The 19,400-nt window shown below is 63.1% G+C and carries 14 protein-coding genes and 1 pseudogene; 9 read left to right on the forward strand and 6 right to left on the reverse strand.

The window, feature by feature from the left end:
• Positions 1–94: 94 nt before the first annotated feature.
• Genes B7E02_RS05675 through idi form a run of 3 tightly spaced genes read left to right on the forward strand, consistent with a single transcriptional unit; the run spans position 95 to position 2,951 of the window.
• Complete coding sequence (locus tag B7E02_RS05675) at positions 95–664, forward strand: DUF3558 domain-containing protein (RefSeq protein WP_080793840.1); 570 nt, start codon at positions 95–97, stop codon at positions 662–664.
• Entirely contained in the window at positions 664–2,355 is a 1,692-nt protein-coding gene (locus B7E02_RS05680; protein ID WP_245802176.1) for a TrbL/VirB6 family protein, read from the forward strand. Before B7E02_RS05675 ends, B7E02_RS05680 begins: the two co-directional genes overlap by 1 nt.
• Positions 2,356–2,390: 35 nt before the next feature.
• Positions 2,391–2,951 carry an isopentenyl-diphosphate Delta-isomerase gene (idi, locus tag B7E02_RS05685; protein WP_080793842.1) on the forward strand — a complete coding sequence of 187 codons (561 nt, stop codon included), beginning with the start codon at positions 2,391–2,393 and terminating at the stop codon, positions 2,949–2,951.
• Here the strand turns inward: idi and B7E02_RS05690 are convergent.
• The 3 genes and pseudogenes from B7E02_RS05690 to B7E02_RS05700 all read right to left on the reverse strand — a co-directional run.
• Positions 2,948–4,027, reverse strand: coding sequence for a phosphotransferase (locus tag B7E02_RS05690; RefSeq protein WP_080793843.1), 1,080 nt, complete (start codon positions 4,025–4,027; stop codon positions 2,948–2,950). The genes idi and B7E02_RS05690 overlap by 4 nt on opposite strands.
• Positions 4,024–5,814 (reverse strand): maltose alpha-D-glucosyltransferase, encoded by a 1,791-nt coding sequence (gene treS / locus B7E02_RS05695; protein ID WP_080793845.1) that lies wholly within the window; start codon positions 5,812–5,814, stop codon positions 4,024–4,026. The genes B7E02_RS05690 and treS overlap by 4 nt, the downstream gene beginning before the upstream one ends.
• 57 nt (positions 5,815–5,871) lie before the next feature.
• Positions 5,872–7,179: pseudogene (locus B7E02_RS05700) on the reverse strand (alpha/beta fold hydrolase); the annotation flags it as partial.
• On the opposite strand from B7E02_RS05700, the gene B7E02_RS05705 reads away from it, so the two are divergent.
• Genes B7E02_RS05705 through B7E02_RS14050 form a run of 3 tightly spaced genes read left to right on the forward strand, consistent with a single transcriptional unit; the run spans position 7,104 to position 9,505 of the window.
• A complete protein-coding gene (locus B7E02_RS05705) occupies positions 7,104–9,131 on the forward strand; it encodes a M3 family metallopeptidase (protein ID WP_080793849.1) in 2,028 nt (675 codons plus the stop codon). The pseudogene B7E02_RS05700 and the gene B7E02_RS05705 overlap by 76 nt on opposite strands.
• A 25-nt stretch (positions 9,132–9,156) precedes the next feature.
• Positions 9,157–9,372, forward strand: coding sequence for a hypothetical protein (locus B7E02_RS05710; RefSeq protein WP_080793850.1), 216 nt, complete (start codon positions 9,157–9,159; stop codon positions 9,370–9,372).
• Positions 9,365–9,505 (forward strand): hypothetical protein, encoded by a 141-nt coding sequence (locus B7E02_RS14050; protein WP_143336657.1) that lies wholly within the window; start codon positions 9,365–9,367, stop codon positions 9,503–9,505. The genes B7E02_RS05710 and B7E02_RS14050 overlap by 8 nt, the downstream gene beginning before the upstream one ends.
• 18 nt (positions 9,506–9,523) lie before the next feature.
• On the opposite strand, the gene B7E02_RS05715 is transcribed toward B7E02_RS14050, so the two are convergent.
• The gene (locus B7E02_RS05715) at positions 9,524–10,570 is read right to left on the reverse strand and encodes an Lrp/AsnC family transcriptional regulator (RefSeq protein ID WP_179129663.1); all 1,047 of its coding nucleotides are present in this window, start codon (positions 10,568–10,570) and stop codon (positions 9,524–9,526) included.
• A 125-nt stretch (positions 10,571–10,695) separates the two neighbouring features.
• On the opposite strand from B7E02_RS05715, the gene B7E02_RS05720 reads away from it, so the two are divergent.
• The 3 genes from B7E02_RS05720 to B7E02_RS05730 all read left to right on the forward strand — a co-directional run bounded on the left by B7E02_RS05720 (position 10,696) and on the right by B7E02_RS05730 (position 15,024).
• Positions 10,696–12,033 carry an MFS transporter gene (locus tag B7E02_RS05720; protein WP_080793855.1) on the forward strand — a complete coding sequence of 446 codons (1,338 nt, stop codon included), beginning with the start codon at positions 10,696–10,698 and terminating at the stop codon, positions 12,031–12,033.
• Positions 12,030–13,616: an N-acyl-D-amino-acid deacylase family protein gene (locus B7E02_RS05725; RefSeq protein ID WP_080793857.1), complete on the forward strand. Its 1,587-nt coding sequence runs from the start codon at positions 12,030–12,032 to the stop codon at positions 13,614–13,616. Before B7E02_RS05720 ends, B7E02_RS05725 begins: the two co-directional genes overlap by 4 nt.
• A 73-nt stretch (positions 13,617–13,689) precedes the next feature.
• Positions 13,690–15,024 (forward strand): D-serine ammonia-lyase, encoded by a 1,335-nt coding sequence (locus B7E02_RS05730; RefSeq protein WP_218672377.1) that lies wholly within the window; start codon positions 13,690–13,692, stop codon positions 15,022–15,024.
• Here B7E02_RS05730 and B7E02_RS05735 read toward each other — a convergent pair.
• Positions 15,021–16,889 carry an ABC transporter ATP-binding protein gene (locus B7E02_RS05735; RefSeq protein ID WP_080793859.1) on the reverse strand — a complete coding sequence of 623 codons (1,869 nt, stop codon included), beginning with the start codon at positions 16,887–16,889 and terminating at the stop codon, positions 15,021–15,023. The genes B7E02_RS05730 and B7E02_RS05735 overlap by 4 nt on opposite strands.
• Before the next feature lie 152 nt (positions 16,890–17,041).
• Positions 17,042–19,168 (reverse strand): 4-alpha-glucanotransferase, encoded by a 2,127-nt coding sequence (gene malQ / locus B7E02_RS05740; RefSeq protein WP_080793861.1) that lies wholly within the window; start codon positions 19,166–19,168, stop codon positions 17,042–17,044.
• Between the last annotated feature and the right edge of the window lie 232 nt (positions 19,169–19,400).

The following is a 19,400-nucleotide window of genomic DNA, read 5'->3' on the forward strand; positions in this document are numbered from 1 at the left end:
TCAGCGCGCGGGAACCATTCACAAGTTTCTGGAGTCTAACCGGACTGAGCACTAAAGGTGCTCGTCCCGGACCAGAGAAAACTTGGGGGATCCCATGCGAACACGGGGGTTGCTTGTTCTCACCGTTTGCCTCGGCGCCGTCACTGCCTGCTCACAGACCGCAGTCACTGAGGCGCCACCGCCTATCGACGCCCACACCGACACCACCCACCCAACCCACGACCGTTCCGCTGGCCTCTTGGACGCCCAGTTCGATCCGTGCACGGACCTGACAGAGGAGCAGCTTTCTGCGGCGGGGCTCGAAAACAAAATGACTTCCCACATTGAGCTGCCAGAGGGCGTGAAGTCATGCGGATGGGTACATGTTGATCGGGAAAACCATCCCGGGACCTATCTGATCGGCACGGATCAGGTCGATCAAGAGCACATGATTTCTCAAGGTCTGGAAGTCATTCAGCGACCTGATACTCAAACTGCTGGCTTGTACACGCATCGAATGGATCCTTTGGCGGGGGAGGCATGCGGAGCGGCGGTCGATTTTGAATGGGGGCGTGTAATGGTTTCCTACACACATCTCGGAGGCCATGCGGATTACTTGGAACTGTGCTCAAGGCCAGTGATTGTTTTAGACAATTTAATTCAGAAAGTTGGGGAGAACCACTAATGGAAGTTCGAATTAACACGCCTGCGATTCGGCAATCACTGGATAAGCTTGTCAGTCTTGAAGACGGAGTTTCCTATAGCGTTGCTACTACTCAACAATCAGCTATAACATCTGCATATTCACCGGTCTCCGGCCTGGACCAGCTCGGTGGCGAGCACGGAAAGGTCATCAGCGGGGGGATCGGCGCAGCCTATGAGGTGCTGCGGTCCTACAAGGAGCAGGTGGAGTGGTTGAAGGGTGCGCTGAATGCGACCCATGCGGCAATGGTCCAGCAGGACGGGTTGTTCGCGCGCGGTCTGGACATTGCGGATATCGGTGGCAGTGTCGCCGATGATGATGCTGAGTTCCCGATGCGACCCGCTCCGCGTTTCGAATCCTTCGTGTTCCGCCCGCCTATGGTCAGTCCTCCGGCGTCGGTCAATGAGCTGGCATCCCATTTCACGGCGACCGACGCGTCGGCGCCGTCTCAGGCCCAGGCGAAATGGACGGGTGTGGCCAGGGAGATTCTCGCGATCTGCACCGAGATGCGGGGTGTCGCCGGGAGCATCGCCGAGAACAATTCCGGGGAGGCCTTCGATGAGGCGGTGTCGAAGATCTCCGAGGTCGCATCCGCAGGGGAGGTTTTCGCCGCGAACGCCCAGACGATGGCGGCCAGCGTCGGTACCCTCACCCAGATCCACGCCAGGCACGCCTTCCAGGTGCAGCTCGCCGCGATGTCGATCAATGCCATTGTCGATCCGGTGCAGAGGAGTGCCGCCGAGGCCGCCTACATAGCATCGTTCGTTCCCGCGTTTCAGGCGGATCTGCTCGCGGCGGTGCCGCCCATCGACAATCTGATGCGTGCCCCCGAGTCCGCTGGTGGTGGTGGAGGAGGACATGTCGCCCTCGGCGTTGATGACGTCGCGGGTAGTGGTCGGGTGCTCGAGACGGCGGGACTGGCGGCCCGGGGGTTGGCCGGTGCGGCCGCGCAGGCTGCCTCCTCCGCCCAGGTCGCAGGTGGCGGGGCCTTCGGCACCGTTGATGGTGCCCTCGGTGGCCTCGACATCAATCAGCTGGGCACCGATGCGGCGAACGCGGTGCTCAGCCCGTCGGCGCTGAACGGTGCGGTGTCTCCGGCCCAGCTGGGTGGTCCTTCCGCATCCGGTGCGGCCACAGGTGCGGGACATCTTGCGGGAGTTCCGGGGATCAGTGGCGTGGGATCACTGGGACGACATGCCCGGGAGGCTCTCGGTGGTGGGTTGTCGCCGGCCGCCGGTGCGGGTCCGAGGGCGGATCCACTCTTGGCCGCCCACACCCAGAGCGCCTCCGCGGGGATGGGGGCGGCACCACCGGTGGCCGCGAAAGGTGCCTCTGGCCCCTTCGGCGCAGCCGGGGTCGCGCGGGGTGGTGCCGGTGCCAGGGGCCAGGGTGCGCCGACAACCGGTAACGGATCCTCACAGGTCGGTGCCGGGACGGGAGGAAGCTCGACGCCGCGCCCGGGTGTGGCCGCCGCGCCCGCACGCACCCCGATGATGATGCCCATGGCGCCGATGGGTGCGGGAACCGGAGCTGCGGGAGGCGCCAACCGACGAAACCGTGGCAAGGTGCAGACGGTGACCTCCGCGGTGGAGCGCAGCGGAAACCTCAGGGCGCTGCTGGGCGAGCAACCTCCCGTAGTGCCCGGAGTCATCGGGGACTGGGTACGGGGATAGGTTGCCCGGACCGTGGCACGGCTATGGTGGAGGGCATGATTAATGAGGTTGAACTGGTTGTGCTCGCTGATGAGGAGGGCAATGCCATCGGCACTGCACCAAAGGACACGGTGCACACCACTGAAACACCGCTGCACTTCGCCTTCTCCTGCTACGTGCTCAATCCCAGGGGCGAGCTTCTGATCACCCGCCGCGCACTGAGCAAGAAAACCTGGCCGGGGGTGTGGACGAACTCGATGTGCGGGCATCCGGCACCCGATGAGACCAACGCCGATGCCATCAGGCGACGTGGGGTCGATGAGCTGAATCTGGATGTGGATTCACTCGTTGATATTCAGGAGGTTCTCAGCGATTACGAGTACCGCGCGGTTGATGCCTCGGGGATCGTCGAGTGGGAGATCTGCCCCGTCTACGTCGCCCGCGTCGCGGTCGGGGAGCATGTCGATCCCCGCCCCGGGGAGGTCGAGGAGTACGCGTGGGTCGATCCGCAGAAGCTCTTCGATGCCGTGGACAACGCCCCCTTCGCCTTCTCCCCGTGGCTGGTGGATCAGTTGCGCAGCGCGGAACTTCGCCACGCCATCATTGAGTTCGTCTAGGAACCGAGCACTCTCCTGACCGCGGCGAGGGGGATGTGCACCCAGTCGGGGCGGTTGTTGGTTTCATAGGCCACCTCGTAGAGTGCCTTGTCAAGAACGTAGGCGTCGAGAAGCCGGGGGTGGGAGATTTCCCCGTAGCCGGCGAGGAAACCCTCGGCGGCCTCCCGCCCCCATCCGGGGCGGGAGCCGGCGAAGTGTGCGGCGTAGTCGATGGAGCGCAGCATGCCGGCGACATCGCGCAGCGGGGAGTCCGGCCGTCGCCGCTCCGGCAACGGTCGCGCGGGTTCACCCTCAAAATCGATGAGGATGAAGCGGTCCTCGGTGCGCAGCACCTGCCCGAGGTGCAGATCTCCGTGGATTCTCTGGATATCAACCTCCCCCTGCACACCCGCGTAGACCTCCTCGACCTGCCCGCGGTAGGGTTCAAGCACCGGGGCCTGAGCGAGGAGACTGTCCAGGCGAGCCAGCAGTCCCTCGGAGACCGAGGCGCGGGTGGCGCCGAATGCCGTGGCCAGCGCGGTGTGGACGTTGCGTGTCGCGGCGCCGAGAAGGCGGGCGTCCTCGGCGAAACTCCCCTCGACAGTGCCCAGTGCGTAGTCCCAGCCGTCGCGGCCGGGGATGAATTTCTGCGCCATCGCCAGTGTGTAGGGTTGTCCCCCGAGATCGATGGTGGAATGGCCGGTCACCGGGGCGATGTTGGGGCAGTCACTGATTCCGCTGAGCAGTTCGACATCGGGATTGGTGCCCGCCTCGAGTTTCCGGAAGTATTTCACGATTGTCTCGCCGGCCACCAGGGAGGTGTTTGACTGCTCACCGCCGAGTTGGCGGAAGGGGCCCGCGGGGAAGGGGGTGTCTGAGATCCACTCGCCGAGCCCCGGGCCGACCTCCGCCGCGTGGGCGGCCAGGACGTCGTGGCCGGTGGCGTCGACAAGAAGTTGGTACAGGGCGTCATTGACTCTCGCAATCACCAGCGTGTTTGCACCGATCTCGCGGGAGACAAGGATGTGCACGCTGGTGATCGGCTGTGATTTCGCGCCGTAGAAGCGCTCCCCGGGGAGGAATTCTGCGATGCTCATGGCTGATCACCGCTGAGGTCGAACCAGAAGAAGCCGTGGGGGGCGAGGGTGACCACCCATTCCCTTTCCGAGATCGTCGGGAAGAGCTGCCCGCCGGACACCTCCCTGGGAGTGCGTCCGGCGAATTCCCGGAGATCCAGGGACACGGCCTGCGGATGCCTGGACATGTTGTTCACGCACAGCACCGTCTGCCGCTCATCCTCACGGATGAAGGTCAGGACGGCGTCGTTGGTGGAGTCCACCTCGCGGTAGTCGCCGGTTCCGAATGCTCGGTACTGTCGTCTGATCATGATCTGATTGCGGATCCACTGCAGCAGCGAGGTGTCCTTCTTCAGCTGGCTCTCCACATTGACCTGGGCGAAACCGAAGCGGTCATTCTGGATCGCGGGCAGATACAGCCGCTCGGGATCCGCCTTGGAGAATCCGCCGTTGCGGTCGCTGGACCACTGCATGGGGGTGCGCACGCCGTCCCGGTCGGGAAGCCAGATGTTGTCGCCCATGCCGATTTCATCACCGTAGTAGAGGATTGGTGAGCCGGGTAACGAGAGCAGCAGCCCGTGGAGCAGCTCGAGCTGGTTTCGGTCGGCGTCCAGGAGCGGGGAGAGTCGGCGCCGGATGCCCACGTTCGCCCGCATCCGGGGCTCGAAGGCGTACTGCTGGTACATGTAGGCGCGCTCATCATCGGAGACCATCTCCAGGGTCAGCTCATCGTGATTGCGTAGGAATATCCCCCACTGCGCCGTGGACGGGATGTCCGGGGTGGCGGCGAGGATCTCGCTGATCGGGGTCCGCGATCCCTGGCGGGCCGCCATGAAGATCCGCGGCATCAGCGGGAAGTGGAAGGCCATGTGGCATTCGTCGCCGGTTTCCTTCTCGCCGAAATAGGCAACGACATCCTGCGGCCACTGGTTGGCCTCCGCCAGGACGATGCGCCCCGGGTACTCCCTGTCGATCACCGCGCGGCAGCGCTTGAGAAACTCGTGGGTCTCCGGCAGGTTCTCGCCGTTTGTTCCCTCGCGTTCGAAGAGGTAGGGCACCGCGTCGAGGCGGAACCCGTCGAGGCCGAGGTCCAGCCAGAACCGCAGGACGTCGATCATCGCCTCCTGGACCGCCGGGTTGTCATAGTTGAGATCGGGCTGGTGGGAGAAGAAGCGGTGCCAGAAGTACTGCTTGCGCACCGGATCGTAGGTCCAGTTCGACTCCTCGGTGTCCACGAAGATGACCCGGGCCTGATGGTAGAGATCCGGGTCATCGCCCCAGAGGTAGAAATCTCCGTAGGGCCCGTCAGGGTCGTGGCGGGACTCCTGGAACCAGGGGTGCTCGTCGGAGGTGTGGTTCATCACCAGGTCGGTGATCACACGGATACCCCTGCGGTGCGCCTGGGAGACCAGCTCCACGAAGTCCTCGACGGTGCCGAACTCGGGCAGGATCTCGCGGAAATTGCGGATGTCATAGCCGCCGTCACGCAGCGGAGAGTCGTAGAAGGGGGGAATCCATATGCAGTCGATCCCGAGCCACTGGATGTACTCCAGCTTCTCCGTCAGACCCTTCAGCGTTCCGGAGCCGCTACCCTCCGGATCGTAGAAGGATCGCACCAGGACCTCATAGAAAACCGCGTTTTTGTACCACAGGGGCTCGCTCTTCTCCCAGGGTTGCTCGCCTGGCGCGGGGGCGGGTGTGGAGAAGTCCTCGGATTCGCGTTCGCGGATGAAGCCCTCAGCATCGACGACGGGGCGTGCGGTCGACTCTGGAATCAGTTCTGAACCGGGTGGAGTGGTATCGGTCATGAAAACCAGGGTAGAGATATTCACGCCCGTGTGCCGTCGGACAGTACAGCTGGAGCATCACCCCACAGGATCGGGCCCCGGCGTGCCCTGGAAGGATATCCGCACCATCCTCAGCGGATCCCGGACCACTTCAGGTGTGTCGCCGAGTAGCGACAGCGCCGCGCGGTCCTCCGCGGAGTACTGGGGCCAGCGCGGGGTCTCACCACGGGCGAAGTCGGCCACGATGCGGTGTGCGGTACCGTTGCTCCGGAAAATCGCGGGCAGATCATCACAATGCCTGCCGGGAAACTCGATCCACCAGCCCTTCTCCGTCATCGCGACGTAGCGGCGGATCATCGAGTCCCCGATCATGCGGCCGACCACGCGGTCGTCGATGTCGAGCGCGGACCTGATGTAGGATTCCGGCACCGTGACACCCAGCAGCCGTGCGGCCAGCTTGCGCCCCCGGTGACGTTCATCGAACCACCGGCCGATGCCGTGGTTGTACAGCTCGTCCCTGGTGGAGGTGATGATCAGCGGGATGTCCACGAGCTCGGAGGGGTCGTAGGGGGAGGGGCCCAGGGCGAGGTCGGAGAAGAAGCGTCGGGCGAAACGCCGATACCCCCGCTCCAGCGCGGAGGCGTCGAGTGCGGACAGTGATGCCCTGGTCACCGGCTTGCGCAGGGCGAGACGCAGCGCCGACCTGCGTTCCGGGAAGCCCCGGCGCGGGAAGCTCGGTGAAAGGGCGATGACCCGTCGGAAGGCTCCCCGGTAGTGGTCGCGGCGGGTGAGCCAGAGCACGATGCCGCCTCCCGCGGATTGTCCGATGAGCGTGACGTTTGTGGGGTCGCCGCCGAAGTACTCGATGTTCCGTTGCACCCATTCCAGGGCGAGGACACAGTCGTCGGTGCCGCGGTAGTGGTTGGGTTCGTCGTCGTGGAAGGGGACGAAACCCTCGAGTCCCAGGCGGTAGTCAATGAGCACCACGACGAATCCCTGCTCCATGAACAGCGTCGGGTCGGTGCGCTCATCGAAGCGGGTGCCGCTGTCGTAGCCGCCACCGTGGATGAACACGATCACCGGCAGGTCCGCGCCGAAAGACGCCTTCGGTGTTGCCACCGTCAGGGTGAGGCCGGGGGGTGTGGTGGTGGCGTCGATACGCTGCGGGGGCAGCTTCTCCGCGTTGCCGAAGGCCTCGGCCCGCGCATAGGGGATGGAGCGGAAAAGGTGGGGGCCGCCGCTGATTTCGCCCGCGGGGCAGGTGACCGAGACAGACATGGGATTTACTCTAACAACTAGGATCGACTTCCATGAGTGTTGATGCCCTGCTGAAGCCCAGCAATCTGCCCTACCAGCTGCCCGCTTTCGCGTCGATCGAGAGCGGCGACTTTCTGCCCGCCTTTGAGATCGCCATGGCCGAGCATGATGCCGAGATCGCCGGAATCGTCGCCGATCCCGAACCCGTCAGCTGGGAAAATACCGTCGAGGCGCTGGAGCGCGCCGGGCGGGCGCTGTCCCGGGTGTCCGCGGTGTTTTTCAACCTCCACGGCACCGACTCCTCTCTGGACATGGATGAGATCGCCCGCGACATCGCGCCGAGGCTGGCCGCGCATTCCGATGCCATCTACCAGAATCAGGACCTATACCAGCGGATTCTGGAGGTTTCCGCACCGGGGGACGAGGAATCGCAGCGCCTGCACGAACACCTGAAGAGAGCTTTTCGACGCCGCGGGGCAGCCCTCGACGCCGCCGGGCGGGCCCGGCTCTCCGACATAAACCAGCGCCTGTCGGCGCTGTCGGAGGAGTTCGGGCGCAATCTGCTCGCCGACACCAGGGAGCTTGCGGTCTCCTTCAGCGAGAGTGAGTTGGAGGGCTTTGATCGAGCACGCGTCTTGGCCGCAGCTGACTATGCGCGGCGCAGTGGGGCCCCGGGGTTCGTCATTCCGCTGGAGCTTCCCACCGTGCAGGCCTCGCAGGCGGTGCTCGCCAACCCGGTGGCGCGTGCCCGCCTGTACTCGGCCTCGCAGGAACGGGGAAGAACCAGCAATGCCCCGGTGCTCCTGGAAACGGTGCGGCTGCGAGCGGCCAGGGCCGCGCTGCTCGGCTATTCCACGCACGCCGACTATGTCATCGAGGAGGAGACCGCCGATGACGTCACTGCGGTGCGGGACCTGCTGTTCGAGCTCGCACCCTCCGCCGCGGCCAGCGCGGATGCCGAATACAAACTGTCCGTCGAGGAGGCGGGGGAGGAGATCTCCGCCGCGGACCGGCCCTACTGGGAATCGCGCGTCAGGGAGCGCGACTATGCCCTCGACGATGCCGAGTTGCGCAGGTACTTCCCCCTGTCGCGGGTTCTCGAGGACGGGGTGTTCTATGCCGCCGAGCGTCTCTATGGAATCACCGTGGTGCGGCGGAGCGACCTTCGGGGATACGCGGAGGGCGTCGATGTCTGGGAGGTCCTGGATGCGGACGGCTCCGGCATCGGTCTGCTGCTGACCGACTACTTCGGCAGACCATCCAAGCGCGGAGGCGCCTGGATGAGCTCCTTCGTGGATCAATCGGAGCTGTTGGAGACGAAGCCGGTGGTGGTCAATGTCATGGGGATCACCAGGCCTACCACGGGCGAGGCGCTGCTGAGCCTGGACGAGGTGACCACCATTTTCCATGAGTTCGGCCACGCCCTCCACGGGTTGCTCTCGGCGGTGCGCTATCCCACCTTCTCCGTAACGTCGGTGCCAAGGGACTATGTGGAGTTCCCCTCCCAGATCAATGAGAACTGGGCCTTCGACGAGACCGTGGTGCGACACTTCGCCCGTCACGTCGAAAGTGGTGAGGTGATCCCCGAGGCCATGCTCGGGGCGATCAGTGCCTCCCGGCAGTTCGGACAGGGCTTTGCCACCACCGAGTACCTTGCGGCCTCCATCATCGACCTGGCCTGGCATTCACTGAGCGAACAGGAGGCGGCCGCAATCGATGACATTGAGAAGTTCGAGGAGGAGGCACTCGCCGAGGCCGGTCTGGATCCGGAAAAGGTCGCCCCGCGCTACCGCTCGACCTATTTCAACCACATCTTCGCCGGCGGCTACTCAGCCGGCTACTACTCCTACCTGTGGGCCGAGGCTCTCGACGCCGATGGTTTCGACTGGTTCACCGAGAGCGGCGCAGCGGGTCCGCAGGCGACGGACACCGCCACCAGGGAGGCGGGTCGGAGGTTCCGTGAACTCGTGCTCTCCCGGGGAGCGGCGGCGGACTACACCACCGCATATGAAACACTGCGGGGGCGTCCGAAGGACCTTGGTCCGTTGTTGCGCCGCCGTGGATTGGCTGGGGCCATCTGATCGGGGCCGTGTAAACTGCTAGCGCATGACCGCGTTGCTCGACTGGATCACCCAGCATCTCACATCGGCCCCGTTGTGGATCCAGTCACCAATCGTGATCGGGGGTGCCCTGATCGTGTGTGCGCTTCTTGCGATCCCCGTGGTGCGCGTCATCGATGCAACTGACAACCGCATTATGCGTGCCAGAGCCACCAGATCCGCTGTGGCCGCAGATGCCGGAGGAAAAGAAGACAATGGCTAATCCAGAAGAACTGCGCAAACGCGACCGGGAACTGCCCAGGCGCAAGCGAAAGTATCCGCAGTCCAGGGTCACCCAGGCTCTGGTTATCCTGCTCGTCGTCGTGCTGGTGGCCTGGCTGGTCACCCTGGTGTGAGCGATGTCGGGGCCGGGTTCACGGGTGAACCTCCGCTGCCCAGGGATCAACGGGAATATGCAGACGTGAACGTCCCCGGTTATCGAGGATCCTGCCGTAGACCTTCGCCATCCGCATAGAGATGGAACGGGAGGCGATCTCCGCCGGTATCCCCATGAGCGCGATGCGGGAGGTGAAGTTCTCGCCGTCCAGGAGACTCCGTAGTCCCGCCACCACGATAACGTTCGCGGTGCTCGCGACGGAAGCACAGAATCTTGTTTCCTTGAGACCACCGATCCTGAAAGCCAGTTCCTCGGCGAATTCCGGCGGTGTTCTCAGGGAGAGGATGGTGGAGATCGGGTAGTCGAACAGTGGGCGCGCCACATCGCAACGAAAGATCGCTTGCCGTCGCGACTGGAGCTGGGTCACCATTCGTTTCACCGTGGAGGTTGTGCTCCCGAGTTCCTCAGCGAGCTGATTGAGTGGTCTGCGGGCATCTGCGCCCAGGGCGAGAAACAACGGACGAAAACTCGCGCTTGGCGCCTGTGTCACGCCTCGCGTCGATTGGTGAAGATTCTGGAACTCCTCCATGACCTCCGAAGGAGGGGGAGCATCCCTTGCGGATGTCGTCGTCCCTACGATTTCCTGCCGCCAATCCACACCTCCGGTTATCTGGTGAAAGAGGTTTATCCTGGTCCTTTCGCATAGACGGAGTTCAATAATGTCCTCATTGATCCGGCGCAGAATGCCAGGCAGAGAAACCCCGATCAGAATGCAGTACAGGTTGAAGTCTCCGGTGGTCGTGCCCACGGTGATGATGTCCGGGTACCTGCTCAGATTTTCGATGACGTGGGACAGATTAGCGTGTGAGCAGCTGACTTCGATAAAAGCGCCTTGAGAAGCAGCGGGGTGCAGAGCGATGCCGGTCCAGGCCAGGTGGGCCCTGCTCATCCGATTCCACCTGCGCGCGACAGAGACCGGCGAGCGGTCCACCATTGTTCCTACAGAGGTCCACCCCGCCCGTGGATCGCGCTGCAGTGCATCGACAATTTCAAGATCGAGTGCGTCGACATGATCCGTTCTCATTTCAACATTATGCACGGGGAAAATCTTCATTTACGTCATTTGGCGCATCCAAACGGTCAATTTCTATCATATTAAAGAAACTTGATTGCGGAGGGCTAGTGTTTCCTCACACCGAAAGGAGACCCATGTCATACCAAACAGCAACATCTTCCGTGGAGAGAGGGCGAGCAGGAGAAAGCGCGGTTTTCGGAAAGATCAACCGTAGAATTCTCCCGCTGCTTCTCATCTGCTACACCTTCGCCTATCTCGATCGAGTCAATATCGGGTACGCGAAACTCCATATGCAGGAAGACATACCGCATCTTACCGAGGCTGTCTTCGGCGTCGGCGCCGGATTGTTCTTCCTCGCCTACGCAAGCCTGGAGGTTCCCAGCAATCTCCTGATGAATCGGATCGGAGCCAGGAAGACCATCACCCGGATAATGGTGCTGTGGGGCTTCACCTCGGCATCGATGATGTTTGTGACAAACGAGACAACCTTCTACGTGCTCCGAATCATGTTGGGGATCTTCGAGGCAGGATTCGCTCCGGGAATCATTCTCTATCTCACCTATTGGTATCCGGCCAAACGAATGGCGTCGGTGATGGGAATCTACATGCTGGCGGGACCGATCGGCGCCATTCTCGGATCTGCCGGTTCTGCGATGATCATCGCGGCTACCGATGATCTCGGTGGACTATCCGGTTGGCAGTGGATGTTCCTCATCCAGGGTCTGCCCTGCGTGCTGCTCGGGCTTTTGTTCTGGAAACTGATGGTGGATAAACCCTCACAAGCACCCTGGCTGAGTGACCCGGAGAAGCAGATTGTTCAGCAGCATTTGGAGAAGACGCGGGAGCAACAGCACACCAGCAGCTTTCTTGTTGCGCTGAGGAGTCCGGCGGTCTATGTCATGTCCATGGCGTACTTCGGAATCATGTGTGGAATCTATGCCGTGAGTTTCTGGCTACCGACAATCCTCCTTGAAAACGGAGTAACAGACTTCTTCTCCAATGGGATGCTCTCGGCCCTGCCCTATGTGTTGACTATTCCGGTGATGATACTGCTAACGCGCAGCTCGGATCTGCGTGCAGAGAGAACGTGGCATTCAATCATTCCCGCGTTGTTCGCCGCTGCCGGTCTAATTGTCGCGGCGTTGTTCGCGGATACTTTCCTCGTCTCATTCATCGCCCTGAATGTCGCGGTAGCCGGCGTGTGGGGAGCATACACGGTGTTCTGGGCGGTCCCGGCACAGCACTTCGGAGGGACCGCCGCAGCTGGTGGCATCGCGATGATCAATACCGTGGGCATTCTGGGTGGGTTTGTCGCCCCGACGATCATGGGTCTTGTCAAAGACTCGACCGGGAGCACACAGAATGGGCTTCTTACGATGGTCGTTCTTCTCCTGATCTCGATCGTGGCGCTCGCACTTCTTCCGCGACAGATGAACCGGGAGGTCACGGCGCAGAAGGGGGAGCATCGATGAGAACCGTCATCTCGCAGGCATACATCGCCAACGGTGGCTCCATTGGAAGCCAACCAAAGGACATCGTTGTTGAGGGTGCACGGATCGTCGGCATCGCTGCTCCAGGAAGCGTCGGATCAAGGATCGCGGATCGACTTATCCGCGCCGATGGGCGCGTCCTGGCACCTGGATTCATTGATACCCACGCCCATGCCGACAACTCCCCTCTTCTAACGGAGGATGATACGTCGAAGATTCTTCAAGGGGTGACCACTGAGATCAACGGCAACTGTGGATTCAGCCTCGCGCCGATCAACGCAGAGACCGAGGGGGACTTCACCTCTCTGGTTGAGCGGATCTTTCCGCCGATGACCTATGGTTGGGACAGCTTTCGCAGCTACGTCGAGGCCCTGCACAGGGGCGAGTTCATCACCAACTTTGCGACGCTGATCGGGCACAATACGATCAGGATCGCGGCGATGGGTTCCGAGAACAGACCACCCGCGCCGGCTGAGATGGCGATGATGGAGGCCCTGATCGATGAAGCTCTTGAGTTGGGTGCGGCGGGACTGTCCACCGGTTTGATCTATCCACCGGGAGTATTCAGCTCCGAAGAGGAACTGATCCGATTGGCCTCTCGATTACCGCAGGGAGCGGTTTATGCCAGCCACATGCGCAATGAAAGCCGGCATCTTCTGGCAAGCGTTGAAGAGACGATCGCGGTGGCCCGCCAGGCCGGAACCCGATGCCACATTTCGCATCTTAAGATGGCAGATCGTCGTCTCCCAGGACAGATGACGAGAGTCCTGGAGTACATCGATGATCGAAACCGGGAAGGAACTCCCATTACACAGGATGTGTACCCATACACCGCGGCCAGCACGATGCTCTCGGCCATCCTCCCGCCTTGGATGCACGATGGGGGATCGCAGGCTCTCCGGGAAAGGCTCACATCGGCGTCGCTCGTCTCGGAAGCGGCACGGCAGATCCATGATCCGCTGGCCGACTTTGAGAATTACGGTCTGCAGGCGGGTTGGGAGAATATCGTCATCGCAAGCACCGCGTCCCACCGATTCGAGGGTGAATCCATACTCGCCATTTCGCGGCGACTGTGCCTGGACCCGGTCGCTGCCGTGGCAGCGATACTCAGTGAGGAGAACCTGGCCGCCACGATGATCGTCCACGCGATGCGCGAGGAGGATGTGCAGACGGTACTTCGCCATCCCAACACCATGGTGGGTACGGATGGTCTCCCAGTCGGTACAGGTGGGCGGCCGCACCCACGCGGATACGGCAGTTTTCCGAGAATTCTGCAGAAGTACGTGAGGGAGATGAAAACGCTGTCACTGCCGGAAGCATTGCGAAGGATGACTGCCCTGCCAGCGGAGGTTTTCGGGCTGCACGGAAGAGGATGGATCAAGGAGGGTTACATCGCTGATCTGGTCTTGTTCGATCCGACCGGGGTCGTCGACAATGCCAGCTATTCCGAGCCGACCGCGGCTCCGCAAGGAATCGATGACGTGATCATCGGTGGTGAAAGGGTCGTGGAGAATGGCAGTTGGACCGGCCGCAGGGCCGGTAAGTTTCTTGCTGTGAACCACTAGTCGAATCGGACCGGTGCGCACACCGATGATGGAAGGGTAGGAAATCGTGGGAGATGAGTTGACAGGACCTCTGGTGCCACATGATGTCACCGCGGATTCGGTGGTGTCGGCGCTGGCGCAGGGGAGCCCGACGGTGTGGCTGCGGCCGGGACTTCCCGGTGCCAGCGTGACCCTGGGAGCCACGGAATCGGTGATCGATCCTGACCTTATGGATGACGCGGAACAGCGGCTGCAACGTTTCGCCCCCTGGTTCGCGCGGACCTTTCCCGCGACTGCTGAACAGGACGGGATCATTGAATCCCCGTTGATCCGGGCACCGCGCACCCGCGACTATCTGAACGCACGGATGGGTGTGGAGCTTGAGGGGGACCTCTGGTTGAAGCGTGATGATCTGCTTCCGGTCAGCGGCTCGATCAAGGCGCGGGGCGGCTTCCACGAGGTCCTTGAGTTTGCGGAGACGGTCGCCCGCGGGGCCGGTCTGGACCACCCTGATCCCGCGACCTTCGGCTCCGGCGTATTCCGCGACCTGGCCTCTACCTACCGCATCGTGGTGGGATCCACCGGCAACCTTGGCCTGTCCATCGGCATTCTCAGTGCCAGCCTGGGGTTTACAACGACCGTGCACATGTCGAGCGATGCCCGTGGGTGGAAGAAGGAGCTGCTCCGGCGACAGGGGGTCACCGTCGTAGAGCACGATGGGGATTTCGTCGAGGCGGTTGAGGCAGGACGTGCCTCGGCAGCTGGTGCCCCGCGCACGCACTTCGTCGATGATGAGCGGTCCACCAGTCTCTTCGCCGGATACTCGGTGGCCGCGGTCCGGGTGCGGGAGCAGCTTGCGGCCGCGGGTGTGACGGTGGATGACCACCACCAGCTGGTGGTGTACCTGCCCTGCGGGATCGGTGGTGGACCGGGTGGGGTGACCTACGGGTTGAAGAAGGTGTTCGGTGACAACGTCCACTGTGTGTTCGTCGAGCCGACGGAGGCGCCGGCGATGCTTCTCGGCGTGCGCACGGGGCTCCACGGTGATATCGCCGTGCAGGACATCGGATTGTCCGGGCGCACCGCAGCCGATGGACTGGCGGTGTCGCGACCATCCCGCTTCGTCGGATCCACCGTCGGGGATCTCATCGATGGGTTCGCCACCGTCTCCGATGACACGATCAGGGCAGGCGTGGGGGTTCTCTACGATCAGGAATCCATCGAGGTCGAACCCTCGGCGACCGCGGCCCTGACCGTTCCCTGGCGGGCGGTGGGTGCCGCCGCGGACGTTCCCTGGCCGCAGGGCCCGTGCACCACGCATCTGGTCTGGCTGACCGGTGGGGCGATGGTTCCCGGCGATGAGCGCTCCACCTATATCACCGAGGGAAGGCGTCTGCTGGATTCAACACCGGACGTCCTCGGTTCCTAGACCTCATCCTCATTCTCCGGAACGTCGCCGGTGAACCCGAAGGCGCGGAGCCGCTGACGATCGGATTCCGCGGTGGACTGCGTGAGGGTGAGCAGCTGGGAGTATATGCCGCCGGAGACGGCCAGTTCGGCGGGGGAACCGATCTCGTCCACCCTGCCCTCGTTGATGGTGACGATGGTGTCCACGTCCGCGATGGTGGACAGCCGGTGGGCGATCATCAGCGTGGTGCGGTTCATCATCAACTGCTCCAGACCCGCCTGGACCGCACGTTCAGATCTGGTGTCCAGCGCCGAGGTGGCCTCATCCAGAATGAGCACCGGGGCGTCCTTGAGCATCGCCCGTGCCACGGCGACGCGCTGCCTCTGCCCACCGGAGAGCTTGAGTCCGCGCTCACCGATGATGGTCTGATAACCCTCGGGGAAACCCTCGATGAACTCGTGGGCGTTGGCCTTCCTCGCCACCTCGATGATCTCATCCATGGACGCGCCGGGGCGACCGTAGGCAATGTTCTCCGCGATCGATCCGGAGAACAGGCTGGCGTCCTGGAAGACCACACCCACCGACGCCCGCAGCTGCTCGGTGGTCAGCGTATCGACGCCCCTGCCGCACACCGTCAAGGTTCCCGAACCGGGCTGATAGAGGCCGAGGAGCAGGTTTACCAGGGTTGATTTGCCGCCGCCCGACTCGCCGACGAGGGCGATCCGCTCACCGTGGTGTGCGCTGAAGGTGACGTCGTCGATGACGGGTTTGCCCGCCTCATAGGCGAAGGAGACGTGATCGAATGCGAGCGCCGGCTCCCCGCAGGGCAGCGGCGCGATCGCAGCGGTGCTCAGGGAGGGGACGGTGCTGGTGGTCGTGGCGTCGACAAGCTCCCTGTTCGCAGTGGGCTCCAGGGGCTGCGCCATGACTTCGAAGTAGTCGCGGGATCCGGCGATCGCGCGCTGCGCGGAATCGACGATCCAGCTCATCATGAACACCGGCTGCTTGGCCATGTTGACCAGTTGAATGAGCATGACCATGTCGCCGAGCGTGAAGTATCCGTGCAGGGTGCGGTAGAACAGCAGGAGGTAGATAGCGAGGAAGATGAGATTCATCGCGACGCCGCGCAGTGAGTCCATCTGATGCCACCAGCGGGACTGCGGGCGGGTGATCTCGACGGTCCGTCCGTAGCGGGTGCTGAAATCATCGAGTTCCCGGGTCTCCGCGACGAAGCTCTTGACCACCTTGACCTGCCCCACGACCTCGGCGAAACGACCGTTGGCCAGATCGATCTCCCCGTTCTTCGCGGCCTCGAGCTTCTGCCAGCGTTTTGAGGTCAGTGCCGTCAACCACATGTAGATCGGGAAGAGCGCGGCCAGCAGGACGGCCAGCGGCCAGTAGTACACCGCTGAGATCGCCAGAACGGCCGCGGCGGTGATGAGCATGGGGAAGAAATTGTTGGAGAAGCTCTGCATGAACTGCGTGACGCCATTGATCGAACGGTCCAGGCGCGCGATGATGGTCCCCGTCACCTGGTTGTCAAAGTACTTCTGCGGCAGCGCGAGCAGCTTGGCGTAGTACCGGGTGGCAAGTATCTGGCGCATCCGCGCGGACATGACATCGCCGATGTAACCGCCGATGTTGCTGATCACCGTGTTGAGGGCGTCCGCGATGAACAGGACCAGTGCCAGGATGATGATGGTGCGGGTCACGGAGTCGAGGGCGCGTTCTCCGTTGACTGCGGAGACGATGGTGTTGGTGGCCTCACGCAGGATGAAGGGCGACACCAGGGCCAGCGCCGCCACCGTCACCGATGCGAGGATGATTCCGAGGTAGTAGGGCCAGAGAGCGGAGGTTGTCTTGAGAATGCGTCCAAGAAGTCGCATGGTTTACTGGACCTTCCTCGGGGTGGGATGGAGGGGAGCCCCGAGAAAGCCATTGTGGACCAAGTCGCGTACCCACCACAACTCCGCCGGCGGGGCTGCGACCGGCGCCGGTTGCCACCCGATCCCGCTCCGGTGACCGGACCCGGCGGGGGTCAGTGCCTCCGCGCAGCCCTGGAGACCCTGTGATAGAGCTCATTGTCGCGCAGGGACTCGATGGTTACGGGGTTGCCGTCGTTGTCGCACAGCGGCACGCACCAGTTGGGGTAGAGGTCACTGGTGGTCCCCGGCTGATTCTGGGCACGTTTGTCGCCGACGAGATCCACCAGTGAGACGCAGGCGAGCGCCGCGGGTGTGCCGGCGATGAAGCGATGCAGCGCGACCATGAGATCGGCGAGGTCGCCACGGTCGTGCCTGTCCGTGCCGAAGAACACGCCATCGAGCTCCCCGGCCTCCACGACGCGGTCGAGGATCTCGTTCTGCCACACCAGATCCTCGGCATCCTCGGTGGCGGCATCGCGGGTCAGTACACCCAGGCGATCGCGCAGGGTAATGTGCTCGCCCGCGAGATACCCGGCGGTGGGCGGGAGGTCATGGGTGGTCACCGATGCCAGCGCCAGGGCGCGGTACTCCTCCTGACGACGGGGACCGGGGCCGTTGGGGGAGTGCTCGAACCAGAGAATGGAGGTGCCAAGGATCCCGCGCTCGGCGAGGAAGTCCTGGACCCAGGGTTCGAAGGTGCCCAGATCCTCCCCGATGACCACGGCTCCCGCGCGCTCAGCCTCGAGGGCGAGGATGCCCACGAGTGCGTTGTGGTCGAAGCGGATGTAGGTTCCGGTGGCCGGCGACTGCATCCTCGGCATCACGAAGAGGCGGAAGAGCCCGAGGATGTGATCGACGCGGATCCCCCCGGAGTGCCTGAGCACGGTGCGCAGGAGGTTGCGCCAGGGGATGTATCCCTGTTCGGCGAGTCTGACCGGGTGCCACGGGGGCTGGGACCAGTCCTGTCCCTGCTGATTGTAGCCGTCCGGCGGGGCACCGACCGAGATATCGGGGGCGAGGACGTAGGCGAGGTTGTGGGCATCGGCACCGCCGGGATGCACCCCCACGGCCAGATCCGCCATGATCCCGATGCTCATGCCGGCGTCCGTGGCACGATGCTGGGCGAGGGCGAGCTGGTCATCGCAGATCCACTGCAGCCACATGTAGAAGGTGGTCAGCTCATCGCGATCGGGTTCGGCGCTGTGCGCCGATGAGGTCTGCGAGATCTCACGGTCGGCGCACCAGGTGGCGAAATCGATCAGGCCACGGCCCTCACGTTGGACGAAATCCCTGAAGGCGCCCTCGCGGGCGGCCGAACGCGGGAGCGTGAAGATCTCCCTGAGCACCTGGAGCTTCGCGGCGTAGATCGGGTTCCGGTCGATGACATCGGAGGTGTGATTGAGCTCGCGGAACTCCTCGGCGATCTCCGCCACATCATCGCGCAGCTCGACGGGCAGCTGGTTGAACTCCGGAACATCCTCGACACGGATGTAGATGGGATTGCTGAAGCGCCTGGTGGTGGGCAGGTAGGGGGAGTCCTCGGTGGGGGGCAGGGGTTCCGCCGCGTGCATGGGATTGATCAGCAGGAAATCCGCGCCGTCCTGTGCGAGGATCCCGGCCAGGTTGCCCAGGTCGTTGAAATCGCCCATTCCCCAGGACAGGGTGGAACGCACGGAATAGATCTGGGCCATCACACCGGTTGCGGGTGATTTGAGGTAGGTGTCCGCAGTGGACAGCCGCGCCGGGGTTATGATCAGCCCGCAGGATGCGCTCGATCCGTTGGACTCCAGGTGGAGCTGATGCCAGCCCAGGGGAAGATCCCCGGGGAGGCTGAACGAGGCCTCACCCCAGGTGATGCCGTCCACCTCCCGCGGCGGGGTCCAGTTCTCCACCTGGAGGGCCTGCCGGATCGAGCCGTCCTCGAGCTCGATGCTGACCGCGGCGGGCGCACCGTCATGGACGTGGACCGGGAACACATGGCTGTCCCCGGCAACGGCGACGACACACGGTGGGAGCATGCGGGTGGATTCGCGATCGCGGAGACGCTCGATGGCGGACTCCAGTACGTCATCGGTGGGCACGTATGCGGTGGCGGGATCCCCGAGATCCACGTCGAGCGCGCGCAGCACCGTGATCAGGGTGTCATCGCTGACATCAATTCGTTCACCCCGGTAGTCGGTGTACGAGGTTGATACGCCGTATGCTTCGGCAAGGTCATGTAAGGGTCCACGAGCAGTCACACTTGATCATCATGCCACCTGTGGGCGAATTGGACACGGGGAACAAACACCAAAGGCGCGAAACAGGTAACTTCGGGGGCAGAACTTTTCTTGGTCACACCGTCGGATCGTGCCCGTACCACTGAGAGAATCATCTTCTGGTGGCTAGGGTGTAATGAGCATTAGTCAAAAGGACACGAGCGGTCTCCGGTGGGCAGCCACCGGTTTTCGGCGCCCTGCTGAAGAGCCGTAC

The organism is Corynebacterium pacaense (assembly GCF_900169525.1).
Lineage (GTDB): Bacteria > Actinomycetota > Actinomycetes > Mycobacteriales > Mycobacteriaceae > Corynebacterium > Corynebacterium pacaense.